The organism is Paenibacillus sp. FSL R7-277, assembly GCF_000517965.1.
Classification (GTDB): Bacteria; Bacillota; Bacilli; order Paenibacillales; family Paenibacillaceae; genus Paenibacillus_AQ; species Paenibacillus_AQ silagei.
The window spans coordinates 128,743-140,639 of sequence record NZ_ASPX01000116.1; the positions used below are offsets into that span (position 1 = coordinate 128,743).

Consider the following 11,897-nt stretch of genomic DNA (forward strand, 5'->3'; position numbering starts at 1 on the left):
CTGTTATGAGGCCCCTAAACGCCGTAACAGCATGAATTCCTGCAATTCACTGCGGCTGCCTTCCATGAAATACTGCTCCATCTCCGCCGTCTTGCCCAGTCTGACGAAATGCTCTGATGTGCTCAGACTCTTGGCGGCAGGCTGCGGGACAAAGGTGATCTTGCCGCCGCTGCGCTCAATGAAGTCAAGCTCATCGAACACATCCAGCATTCTGCTCACCATACGCACACCAAGCGCCGACTGGCGGCTGAGCCGCAGCAGCACTTCTTGCTCAGGAGTTGGAGATGCAGCGATTGCGGCAATCCATTGATATAACGATTTGAAATGATCACGGGTGGGAACCTGCAGCCGGTCACGCCCGTCACGGATTGAATGCAGCAGGGCAATGTTCTCCGCCCCCGGAAAAGCAGTGAACAGTGCTTCCAGCTGCTCCGGAGACTCCGGCATATCAAGCACACAGAGCAGTGACAGTCCCTCTTCGTCACGCGTGCCCTCCGGCTGATGTACAGCCGAGATCCCGGCAGACTCATCGTATACCCAGAGGGACATGTCCTTCAGATCACGCAGCGGCGTTGTCCGGCTGTTCTGGAAGACCGCTGCACTCCGGCCGGGACTGCTGCCGCTATAGGTGCGGAGCAGCTCCTGAATATGCGCCGCTTGCTTGACGGCATCGGCCGCGCCGCGCAGATCGAACAGCTGCGCCTTCGGCACCGCAAGATCCTGCAGCATTAGCTGAGGCTTGCGCGAGCCGTTCCATTCATTGACGGACAGCTCTGCCAGAACATCCACGACTGTACCATCCGGAAGCAGATCAGCCAGCGGCCCCTTGCCGAAGGCTACAGCTTCAATCGTCAGCTTGTCCTGCTGGAGCACAAGCTTCAGGTGCTTGCCCTCCTGACCCATCTTCCGTGTCTCCTTCACAACTGCTCCGCGCAGAATGAATCTCGGCAGCGGATTGGCCATGCCGAACGGCGCAAGCCGCTCCAGCTCAAGCGCAGCCTGGAGGGTCAGATCGGCAATGGATACCTCCCCGTCCGCAGCCGTAACAGCTACGAAGTCCTCCGGTGTCAGAACAGACGCAGCATAGCTATTCAGCGCCGCATCGAAGGCTTCCAGCTTGCCCTGCGGCAGACTCATCCCGGCAGCGGCCGGATGTCCTCCGAAGTGGTCCATCAATTCGGCGCATGAGGATAAGGCTGCATAGATATCCAGACCCGGGATGGAACGGGCAGAGCCCTTGCACATCCCGGTCTCCGGATGAATGTCCAGAATAATAACCGGACGGTAATACCGCTCGAGCAGCTTGGAGGCCACAATGCCGACTACGCCGACATTCCAGCCCTGGTCCGCCAGCACTATAATATCCGGCAGTCCGCTCCGGCTAATTCTCTCCTCCAGCTTGGCTGTGGCTTCGGTGACAATTCGCTCGACAACCAGTTGGCGTTCCTTGTTCAGCAGATCCAGCTCTCCGGCAAATTGCTCAGCTTCTGCCGCATCTTCCGTGGTCAGCAGTGTAACCGCCCGGCCAGCATGATCCAGTCTTCCGCTGGCATTAATACGCGGCGCCATCCCGAAGGCGATATTCACCGCACTGACGGTATTCATCGCAATACCGCCCACCGAGAGCAGCGCACGGATGCCCGGGAACGACGAATTCCGCATGCTGCTGAGGCCTCTGCGCACCAGACTGCGGTTCTCGCCCAGCAGCGGCATCAGATCAGCAACGGTTCCTATAGCGGCAATCTCACACCATTCCTCTGGCACTTCACTGCCAAGGAGCGCCTCAGCCAGCTTGTAAGCCACCCCCACTCCAGCCAGACCCTTGAAGGGATACGGGCAGTCCGGCAGCTTCGGGTTAATCAGGGCATACGCCTCGGGCAGCAGCTCCGGCGGCTCATGATGATCCGTGACAATAACATCAATGCCCAGCTCCGAGGCATAGGCAATCTGATGATAGGCACTGATACCAGTATCAACCGTAATGACGAGAGATACACCCTGCTGGACCGCCCAGTCCAGCGCATGATTATGCAGTCCATAGCCTTCATTGGAGCGATGGGGAATATAAATATCAAAAGAGGCCCCAAGATGACGCAGAAGGTAGATCATCAGCGCAGTGCTGGAAACCCCGTCCGCATCATAATCACCATACACCAGAATATGTTCTTCCTCTTGCAGTGCCTTCTGTATCCGCGGCACCGCTTCAGCCATTCCTTTGAGCAGGAATGGATCATGTCTATCTTCCGCTCCTGAATCCATGAATACCCGTGCCTTGTCGGCGGTATCCATCCCTCTTTGCACCAGCAGTGAAGAAAGGAGCGGAGAAATAGAAAGGCTCCGGGCCAGTTCCGAAATACGCTCGGAATTGGCTGCCGGAGATTGCCAGCTTGTTTTAGAATGAAGCAATACAGTTCACCTTTCTCTCACCTTGCAGACTACTGAAGCAGCGTGGGAATATCGTTGTCCACAAGCTCGTGATTGCTTTTATAAGGATAACCCGGATCATACGGCACAACATCCATATGAACCTCCCCTACATGAACGAACCGGTGCTGCAGCAGCTTGCGGGCACATTCTGAAATATCCTGGGCCTCCATCACGCTGATCCGCGGATTCACACTAATCTTCACATGCAGATTCACATAACTGCCTTCCTCCAGTGCCCGGAGCTGCTCCACCCGGATGACTCCATGCACCCGCTGAACCGTCTCAATGAAGCTGGCTGCTTCCTCGGAAGGAAGCTCCTGAATCTTCTTGCTGTATACAGAGGAAGCAATTAACGAATAGCCTTTGCGGAGAATCAGACATCCGGTCAGCAGAGCTGCAATGGGGTCCATGTAGAGCAGAGGATGCCAGTTCAAGTATCCTCCAGTTATGGCCAGGGCAATTCCGATAAATACAGTTATAGATGTATACAGGCTGAACCGGTGGCTATCGGCATAAGCAGCATGACTGCCGTCACCCTTTTTTTTGAAATAACGGTACTGGTATTGAAATACAGCCTCTTTGAACACAATGCACAGCAGGACAGCAACAAGCGCTGACTCCTCCGGTGCCGACAGATGTCCCCTTGTCAAATCACGGATAGCCGAGAAAGCAACCTGCAGCCCGCCCATAATAATCAGCACAGAGAACAGAATAGCCGCCATCGGCTCCTTGCTTCCTTGCGCAGCCCGGCCGTGTTTCGCTGAGCCTTTTGCCTTGTGACTCTGCTTCAGGTTCCACGGAATTACCTCCGCCAGTCTGGCAGCGGCATCTGCTCCGGAATAGATTGCATCCCCCAACAATGCCTTACTGCCTGACAGATAACCGATACTTCCCTTGGCTAGAGCGAGTAGAACATCACTAAGGATTCCGGTCCAGGCAACAGTTTGTTTCCGGGGTAATGGTTTGTCATTCATAACGAGGCCCTCCTTACCACTAGCAGGTAAACTCATGATGATGAAATCAAGCAAGACGCCCTGACCCGAAGATTCCGAAAAGCCGCGTCGCTACAGACGCGGCTTACAGAATAACCGGGTGTTAGGCTTTGGCCGGGGTCTTCGCCGCCGGCTTCTGACGCTTCTTCAGAAGCAGCCAGAGCGGACTTGCGATGAAGATCGATGAATAGGCTCCGAAGAGCAGGCCAATAACCATGGCCAGCGAGAACATGCGGATCGACTCCCCGCCCATAATCAGCAGGAAGAATGCGGCAATAAATACGGTGAAGGCTGTATACAGCGAGCGCATAAGGGTCTGCGCCACACTTTTGTTAACCAGCTCCTTAAGATCCTCATACGACTTCTGTTTGCCGAAGCGCAGATTCTCGCGGATCCGGTCAAAGATAACGATAGTATCGTTAATCGAGTAACCGATAATGGTCAGCACCGCGACAATGAAGGTTATGTCCACCTCCAGACGGAAGATGGAGAAAATCGCTACAACCATAAAGGCATCATGGAGCAACGCTACAATAGATGCCAGCGCAAAACGCCATTCAAAACGGATACTAACATAAATAATAATCCCGATACTGGCGAGCAGCACCGAATAGATCGCATTGCGGGCCAGCTCCTTAGCCATCTCAGTATCTACGGTGTTAATTTCAAAAGACGCCTTGTCATCAATCTTGTTGATTGACTTCTTGAGGGTCTCACTTTGTGCATCACTCAGCTCTTGATCATAGCGGATGTTGACCCGCTTGTCGCCGATGGTAACGGTTGGTTCATGCTCGATGCCCGCATCCTTCAGAGCCGGCTGCAGCTCAGCCAGCGTGACACTCTTAGAGAGCGCTACGTCCACATTGGACCCGGCCTTGAAGTCAACGCTGTAGTTCAGGCCGAAGGTTGCCAGAAAGACGAGCCCCGCCACAGTAAGGGCAATCGAGAAGATATAGAAGAATTTACTTAAATGTACGAAATCAAGCTCTTTCTTAAAGCGCACTGATGTCACTCTCCTTTACCCCAAATTGCTTCGGCTTTTTGAGTGCGCCGGCTTTAACCAGCACAGTCAGCAGCCAGTGGGCAAAATAAAGGTTTGTTACAATACTAAGTACAATTTCCACGATCAGAATCAGTGCGAAGCCTTTAACCGCACCCGTACCGAAGGCGAACATGACAGCCGCTACGATAATAGTAGTTACATTCGCATCCATAACTGTACGGAAGGAGGTCTTGTTCCCTGCTTTGACGGAAGACATAATGCCCTTCCCGCTGCGCATTTCTTCCCTGATCCGTTCATTGGTAATGATATTGGCATCGACGGCCATCCCTATACCGAGGATGAACGCGGCGATTCCGGGAAGGGTCAGTGTAAAGTCTGCCAGGACAAATACCAGAATCAGCAGCCAGGTGTGCAGGATCAGCGCAAAGCTGGCCAGTACGCCCGGAAGACGGTACATAATCAGCATGAAGATCAAAATAATCACAGAACCGACAATCCCGGCTCTGACGGTCTCATCCAAGGATTGCTTACCCAGTGTAGCCCCTACGCTCTGGGAATATTTCTCTGTCAGCTTCAGCGGCAAAGCACCGAGGTTGATTGTATCGGCAATCTCACGGGCTTCATCCAGTGTATATCCCCCGGAGATCGAAGCCTTACCATCGGTCAGGACAGCTCGTACCGTTGGGGGAGCAGATAACAGGTTCTCATCCAGATAGATGGCGAGTTCCTTACCCAGCAGGCGCTCGGTAATCTCTGCGAATTTCTTCTTGTCTTTGATGGAGATGCTGATTTCGGGCCGGTTCAGTTGATCGCGTTGAACCTCTGCCGCACCTTCAACAAAGTCACTGCCTACAAGCTCAATCTTGCTGTACACCCCGGGAGCATCCCCTTCATTGGCACTGCGGAAGGTCAGAACTGCGGGTTCTTTCATTTTCTTGCGGACCTCTGCTTCGTCGGTTACACCTGCGATCTTCAGACGGATGCGGTCCGTACCTTCGGTGGTCACCTCAGGCTCACTGGTTCCGAGTGCATTCGCCCGCTTCTCGAGGCTCTCTGCAGTCTTCTGCAGCGAAGCGCGGGTCAGAGTTCCTCCCGTATCCATTGGCTCGGCGTGGTACAGAATTTCGAATCCGCCCTTGAGGTCAAGACCCAGACGGACTCTGTCCAGCAGCCCGGGAGTAGTAAATACCATGACGCCCGTTAGAACGACCACGGTAATGATAAAGCTCAACATTCTCTTCATGCTCTAGCTAGTTCCCCTTTCATTACTTCAATATTCCTATTATAGCTACGTGCGAAATGACCGTCAATTCAGAAGGAATGACGGTGTCTTGATTCACACAAAGAAACGGCAGGTTCTGCTGCAAAGCGTGGATACCTCCGTTTGATAGGACAAGTCTGAACACTCTTTACTTACTTTACTGCTTCCTGTACCCGTTTGCAAAAGAAAATCGTTCCTTTTGGCAAATCCCCCCGTTAATTCAATCCCCGGTAGGCCGCCAAGGTCAGATAAGTCATATAACTGCCTGACTTGAGTGAATAAATGTCATTGACCAGCCTGTGCAGGGGAGGTCTTCCCTCTTTGGCATAATTGCGGCTGATGCAATCCCAAATATCCTTACCGGTCACATATTCATAGCCGAGGAGCCGGAATTCCTCCGCTTTGCTGATGCACATGGCTTCGATATCTTCACTAAGCTCGTCATATCTCCATTGTTCCGATTCCACGTGCAGGCACCTCCAAAGATTCCTCAATTACGTATGCTCAGTGGTACGTATTCGACCCTGCGCTCACACTTTCCTGCTTAAGACCAAAAAACTTGTCTACAGAATGCTTGTCATGCAGCGCACCTGTACCGGCATATCCTTATACAAGCCTGGCTTGGTTATGGCGGTAATTCACCTGCAGTTTCATCTCATATGTAGGAAGAAGGAGTGCCCTGTGAGGAAACAGACCTTTATACAAGGAACGATCATCCTGCTGCTCGCCGGTATCATTAACCGGATGCTTGGCTTCATTCCCCGGATTGCCCTGCCCCGGATCATCGGCGCTGAGGGGGTGGGTCTGTATCAGCTCGGATACCCGTTTTTCATTGTGCTCATTACGGTAATTACAGGGGGAATCCCGCTGGCGATTGCCAAGCTGGTTGCCGAAGCCGAAGGAGAGAACCGCCCGGAGCAGTCGCGCAAAATCCTGCAAACCGGCCTCGCTCTCAGCCTGTCGCTCGGCATTGTGTTCACCTTCGTCGCCCTATTCAGCGCCTCCTGGGTATCCAGCGTTCTTCTGACGGACCAGCGTGTCTATTATACCTTCGTCAGCATGACCCCCATGATCGCCATCGTCGCCGTTTCATCCATCTACCGGGGATACTTTCAAGGCAGGCAGAACATGATTCCCTCGGCCTTCTCCTCCGTGCTGGAATCGGTCATCCGGATCTTCTTCATGCTGTGGTTCTCCTGGATGCTGCTGCCGAAGGGCATCGCCTTTGCGGCTGCGGGTGCCATGCTTGGCGTGACTGTGGGGGAGATCGCCGGAATGCTGGCCCTGCTGGGGCAATATTATTTTAACGACAAAAAAGACAGGTCTGAACTCCCGCCTAACGTGGAACCTATGGTTCAGGATACGCAAGGCAGTGCCGGACGCGAACCCGCGCAGACGACTACACCTGTCTTTAAGCGTCTCATCGGCATTTCAATACCGGTAACTGCTGGACGACTGATCGGCTCATTCTCTTACCTTCTGGAATCGATTATTACCGTGCGCAGCCTAGCGCTTGCCGGAATCGCAGCCGCCGCCGCAACCGCACAATATGGTTCCTTGCAGGGAATGGTGATTCCGCTGCTGCTGCTGCCGGGTGTGCTCAGCTCCTCGCTGGCCGTCTCCCTTGTCCCTTCCTTATCCGAGGCCGCAGCCCGCAACGATTTGCCCACGATTCACAAAAGAATGCACCAGGCCCTGCGGCTCGCCATGGTGACCGGTGCCCCGTTTGCTGCTGTTATGTATATTCTTGCCGTACCGCTCTGTACACTAATGTACGGCAATGCTGCGGATACGGCCCCCATGCTTAGGATGATGGCCCCGTTCGCTGTGTTTCTCTACGTCCAGGCCCCGCTGCAGGCTGCCCTTCAGGCCATGGACCGCCCAGGCAAGGCACTGATCAATACGCTGATAGGAGCCGTTGTCAAAATCCTGCTGATTCTCCTGCTGGCCTCCCGGCCTGAGTACGGCATTCTGGGCGCCATCATCGCCATTATGGTCAACAGCTTACTTGTCACGCTTCTGCACGGCTACAGTGTCATCAAGCTCACCGCCATGTCCTTACGTTGGTCGGACCCGCTCAAAATCCTGGCCGCTACGGTCATCATGGCCGCCGGGATGTCGTATGTGTATACGTCCGTTCCGATCTCCCCGTCGCATTGGATACAATTCTTAGCCGCTGCCTTCTGCGGCATGGCCATCTATCTGAGCATCTGCCTGTTATCCGGGCTGATCTCCAGGCGTGACCTGGAACGGGTGCCCTTTTTCAGACGCTGGCGCAGTTAGGTTGGCTTCCCCTTATCCGGGCTGATCGGGGCAATATAGAGTTCTCCCTTATGATCCACGGAGCACAGGAAAACATCCCGGAAATCAGAGACACCCTTCTGCCGGATCTGGGTTCTAAGCCAGAACCGGTTCTTGCCGATCATCTCAAGATTGCCGTCCTGCACCTTCCCGTCCATAATCAGCGGAATTGGCAAGCCTTCATAACGGATCTTATGCTTCGGCAGCTTCACCGAAGCAGAGTCACCGCCGGATGATTCAGCATCGCCGGAGTCCTTCTGGCTATCGCCGTTCTTCTCCTTCCGCTCTGCGCCGGAGCTGCTGTTGCCCGACTGATTGGATGAGGTGACGTTGGCATTCTTCTCAATCACCGTTAACTGCCCGCTTGTCTCCAGGATAGCGAACTCCACATCTGCCGGACTGACAATATTCTGCCCGCGGAGCTGCAGCAGCAGATCATCAATATTATACCGCTGCCTGCGCATTTCGCCCCGGTGAATCTTCCCGTCCGAGATCAGAATGCTGGGCCTGCCATCCACCATTAAGCGCAGCTTCCGGCTCTTCAAGCTGAGCTGTGCGACCAGCACTTGAATCAGCACCAGAGTCGCCATAGGAACAACACCATCATAGATGGGGCGCTCGATATCCTCAATTACAAAGACAGCAATCTCGGCAATCATGATGGAAATGGTCAGGTCAAATACAGACAGCTTGCCGATTTCACGTTTGCCCATGATGCGCATGCTCAGGAAAATGAAGATATACATCAGCACGGTCAGAAAGATATGGGTCGTAATATGCTGGAACATATTCTCTTCGCTCCCCTTCCGCTACTCCCCCATACTGGCGGATTAATGTACCCCTATTCTGACCTGACCGTAAAGGGAACATTCGGAAAGCTGCTGATTAATTACTGGTAAAAGTCATACCGCCTATTCTTGTACTATTGGGGCAAGCCTCCCCATACAATAATTAGTATCCGGTTAACAAACTTTTAGGGGGTTTTACCATGTCTCTGATCAGGCGTCTATTCTCATGGAAAATATCTAGTCCGGTATTATCGGGTTTAATCCGCTCGTTCCTGTGGATGATGCTGGGTGCGTTCATCCTCTCCCTCCTGCTCTGGGGCAGCGGACTTCAGGAACAGGATCTCACCATGTACACCTACATTGTGCACGGCGTCGCTGCCGCATTCGGAGGCTTGACCGCAGGCAGCAGGGCCGTCCGCAGAGGCTGGTACCAAGGAGCACTCACAGGCATGTTATACGGACTGGCTGTACTGCTGATCGGATTTTTGGCGCTTGACAGTTCACCGGGAGGAATGGACTTCCTGTGGGTTCTGGCGGCTGCAGGCATTAGCGCACTTGGAGGAATATTTGGAGTTAATTTACAAAAATCCTAATTAATATAATTTTCAAAAATTGAAACCTTCCCTTGAAAATATGGTACACTACCTATGTCTGACTTCATATGAGCGATTATCAAGGAGGCTTCGAATGCTTTGCTGTATCAGTCCATGAATCTTGTAGTTGTATATACCGTTGCCATTGTTGTGATCTTAATCTGGATCGGCGCACGGCGCAATCCGCTGATGGCCTTAGTTGAAATCGGGAGAGAGCTGCTGAGATCCTATAAATTCACACTCATTATTATAGGCATGTTCAGCATTCTTGCCCTGAATAAATATGAGCTGCAGATCGAAGAAAAGATGCGGCTGACCGCAGATTACACAGGTTTTATCTTCGGCCTGGAGGGGCATTTCGTCCGGATGGTTCAAGAGCTGTTCTACGCTCCCTGGCTGACACCGGTGATTGTCTTCTTCTATATCTTCATGCTGCAGGCCGTGCTGGCAGCCTCACTGGGGATCTATCTGCTGGACAAAAACCGTGTGATCCTCTATGCGACCTGCTACACCATTATTTTAACCTATGCTATCGCTATTCCGTTCTATCTGTACTTTCCGGTCAATGAGGTGTGGTCCTATGCGCCTGCCGGGGTTCGGTTCATCATGCTGGATGTTTTCCCGAAGTTTGAACAGGAATACCGGCCGCTATCCGGCCTCAATAACTGCTTCCCGAGCCTACATACCGCTATCTCCGTATCCATGGCTCTGCTCGCTTACCGCTCAGGCAACCGCCGCTGGATGGTGATCAGTACAATCTCAGCCGTTATTATCGTGTTTGGAATCTTCTATCTCGGCATTCACTGGCTGACCGACATGATTGGCGGCACCCTGCTGGCTGTACTGTCCACGGCTATCGCCGTACCGCTTGCCAGGCTTACCCTGCGCAGCGGGGAACAGGGCTTGAGAGTGCGGGGCCGGGTCACCAATACACGTTAAGGCCCTCAATTCCGTATATGACGTATAAAAAAATCGGCGTTCTCTCGTAAGAGAAACGCCGATTTTTATGTAATTTAGCAGAGAGACTATTACATCTTGTCTTCTACTTCCACAACTGCGTGACTGATCGAGCCCCGGTCAAACGTCAATCGGGTTACATCATTAACCCGCAGAATAACGATGTCATCCGAAATCTCCATGATCGTTCCGTGCAGACCGCCGATGGTAACTACCTTATCGCCCTTCTTCAGCGCTTTGAGCATTCCGTTGCGTGCCTTGGTCTTCTTCTGCTGCGGACGAATCAGCAGGAAGTAGAACACAACAAACATCAGTACAAACGGACCTACCAGACCCAGTATGCTGCCTCCGCCGCCTGTACCTGCCGCCATATAAAACTGTGACATATCATTTCCCCCCTTTCAAGAATAAACATGAACACTCCGTACTCTCTAGAAGCCTTTTAGATTATCATATAATCCGTATTGTGCAAAAAACTCATCGCGAAAATCAAGCAGCCGATCTTCCATGATGGCTTCACGCACTTTACGCATCAATTCCAGCAGGAAGTGTAAGTTATGGTACGTTGTCAGCCGCAAGCCGAAGGTTTCGTCGGCCTTAATCAGATGACGCAGATAAGCACGGGAATAGTTCCGGCAGGTGTAACAGGTACACTCCGGGTCCAGCGGCCCGAAATCACGGGCATACTGCGCATTGCGCACTACGAGTCTTCCCTGACTGGTCATCGTTGTTCCATTACGGGCAATACGCGTAGGCAGAACGCAGTCGAACATGTCTATTCCGCGGATTGAACCTTCCAGCAGCGCATCCGGTGAACCTACGCCCATCAAATAGCGCGGTTTCCCTTGCGGCAGCAGCGGAACCGTGTAATCCAGCACCTCATACATAAGCTGCTTGGACTCTCCGACGCTGAGTCCCCCAATAGCATACCCCGGGAAATCCATGGAAGTCAAATCAGCCGCGCTCTGGCGGCGGAGATCCTCATGCATGCCTCCCTGTACGATAGCGAACAGTCCCTGATCATTCGGACGGGCATGGCTTTTGAGGCAGCGTTCGGCCCAGCGGGTGGTACGTTCAAGCGATTTTTTCACATACTCATATTCAGCCGGATAAGGCGGGCATTCATCGAAGGCCATCATAATATCGGAACCGAGCGCATTCTGGATCTCCATAGCGACTTCGGGAGACAGAAACTTCTTGTCCCCGTTCAGATGGGAGCGGAAATGAACCCCTTCTTCGGTGATCTTACGCATGTCGCTCAGGGAGAATACCTGGAAGCCGCCGCTGTCGGTCAAGATCGGGCGGTCCCAGTTCATGAACTTATGCAAGCCGCCCGCTTCGCCGATGATCTCATGACCCGGACGAAGGAACAGATGGTACGTATTACTCAGAATAATCTGTGCTTCCATCTGCTTAAGCTCTTCAGGACTCATCGTCTTGACAGTAGCCTGGGTGCCTACAGGCATGAAGGTTGGTGTCTCAATAATTCCGTGCGGGGTGTGGACTCTTCCGAGCCGTGCCCCGGATTGCTTACAGGTCTTAATGTGTTCGTAAGTGATTGCTGCCATTGGTTTA

Annotated in this window: 11 protein-coding genes; 3 read left to right on the forward strand and 8 right to left on the reverse strand. The window is 52.9% G+C overall.

Going from position 1 to position 11,897, the window contains the following annotated elements:
• Positions 1 to 3 precede the first annotated feature (3 nt).
• The 5 genes from recJ to C173_RS30205 form a co-directional block, all read right to left on the reverse strand.
• Positions 4 to 2,406, reverse strand: coding sequence for a single-stranded-DNA-specific exonuclease RecJ (gene recJ, locus C173_RS30185; protein ID WP_036732350.1), 2,403 nt, complete (start codon positions 2,404 to 2,406; stop codon positions 4 to 6).
• 29 nt (positions 2,407 to 2,435) lie between these two features.
• Positions 2,436 to 3,401 carry a cation diffusion facilitator family transporter gene (locus tag C173_RS30190; RefSeq protein ID WP_036732352.1) on the reverse strand — a complete coding sequence of 322 codons (966 nt, stop codon included), beginning with the start codon at positions 3,399 to 3,401 and terminating at the stop codon, positions 2,436 to 2,438.
• Positions 3,402 to 3,522: 121 nt separating this feature from the next.
• Positions 3,523 to 4,422 carry a protein translocase subunit SecF gene (gene secF, locus C173_RS33990; RefSeq protein WP_036732355.1) on the reverse strand — a complete coding sequence of 300 codons (900 nt, stop codon included), beginning with the start codon at positions 4,420 to 4,422 and terminating at the stop codon, positions 3,523 to 3,525.
• Entirely contained in the window at positions 4,412 to 5,665 is a 1,254-nt protein-coding gene (gene secD / locus C173_RS33995) for a protein translocase subunit SecD (protein ID WP_036732357.1), read from the reverse strand. Before secD ends, secF begins: the two co-directional genes overlap by 11 nt.
• Positions 5,666 to 5,898: 233 nt before the next feature.
• Entirely contained in the window at positions 5,899 to 6,150 is a 252-nt protein-coding gene (locus C173_RS30205; RefSeq protein WP_036690543.1) for a post-transcriptional regulator, read from the reverse strand.
• A 214-nt stretch (positions 6,151 to 6,364) separates the two neighbouring features.
• Here C173_RS30205 and spoVB point away from each other — a divergent pair, with 214 nt between their 5' ends.
• Positions 6,365 to 7,966: a stage V sporulation protein B gene (spoVB, locus tag C173_RS30210; RefSeq protein WP_036732359.1), complete on the forward strand. Its 1,602-nt coding sequence runs from the start codon at positions 6,365 to 6,367 to the stop codon at positions 7,964 to 7,966.
• Here the strand turns inward: spoVB and C173_RS30215 are convergent.
• The gene (locus C173_RS30215; RefSeq protein WP_036732361.1) at positions 7,963 to 8,772 is read right to left on the reverse strand and encodes a DUF421 domain-containing protein; all 810 of its coding nucleotides are present in this window, start codon (positions 8,770 to 8,772) and stop codon (positions 7,963 to 7,965) included. The genes spoVB and C173_RS30215 overlap by 4 nt on opposite strands.
• Before the next feature lie 200 nt (positions 8,773 to 8,972).
• Here C173_RS30215 and C173_RS30220 point away from each other — a divergent pair, with 200 nt between their 5' ends.
• Both C173_RS30220 and C173_RS30225 read left to right on the forward strand, forming a co-directional pair.
• A complete protein-coding gene (locus C173_RS30220; protein WP_036732363.1) occupies positions 8,973 to 9,365 on the forward strand; it encodes a TIGR04086 family membrane protein in 393 nt (130 codons plus the stop codon).
• 114 nt (positions 9,366 to 9,479) lie between these two features.
• Positions 9,480 to 10,304: a phosphatase PAP2 family protein gene (locus tag C173_RS30225; RefSeq protein WP_051478684.1), complete on the forward strand. Its 825-nt coding sequence runs from the start codon at positions 9,480 to 9,482 to the stop codon at positions 10,302 to 10,304.
• An 89-nt stretch (positions 10,305 to 10,393) separates the two neighbouring features.
• On the opposite strand, the gene yajC is transcribed toward C173_RS30225, so the two are convergent.
• The gene (gene yajC, locus C173_RS30230; RefSeq protein ID WP_036732365.1) at positions 10,394 to 10,708 is read right to left on the reverse strand and encodes a preprotein translocase subunit YajC; all 315 of its coding nucleotides are present in this window, start codon (positions 10,706 to 10,708) and stop codon (positions 10,394 to 10,396) included.
• A gap of 45 nt (positions 10,709 to 10,753) precedes the next feature.
• On the reverse strand, positions 10,754 to 11,890 hold the full coding sequence (gene tgt / locus C173_RS30235) for a tRNA guanosine(34) transglycosylase Tgt (RefSeq protein WP_036690552.1): 1,137 nt from the start codon (positions 11,888 to 11,890) through the stop codon (positions 10,754 to 10,756).
• Positions 11,891 to 11,897 lie beyond the last annotated feature (7 nt).

Coding starts and splice junctions, on each gene's coding strand:
- C173_RS30190 (WP_036732352.1), bottom strand. CDS start 3,401: ATGAATGACAAACCATTACCCCGGAAACAAACTGTTGCCTGGACCGGA.
- secD (WP_036732357.1), bottom strand. CDS start 5,665: ATGAAGAGAATGTTGAGCTTTATCATTACCGTGGTCGTTCTAACGGGC.
- C173_RS30215 (WP_036732361.1), bottom strand. CDS start 8,772: ATGTTCCAGCATATTACGACCCATATCTTTCTGACCGTGCTGATGTAT.
- C173_RS30220 (WP_036732363.1), top strand. CDS start 8,973: ATGTCTCTGATCAGGCGTCTATTCTCATGGAAAATATCTAGTCCGGTA.
- C173_RS30225 (WP_051478684.1), top strand. CDS start 9,480: ATGAATCTTGTAGTTGTATATACCGTTGCCATTGTTGTGATCTTAATC.
- yajC (WP_036732365.1), bottom strand. CDS start 10,708: ATGTCACAGTTTTATATGGCGGCAGGTACAGGCGGCGGAGGCAGCATA.
- tgt (WP_036690552.1), bottom strand. CDS start 11,890: ATGGCAGCAATCACTTACGAACACATTAAGACCTGTAAGCAATCCGGG.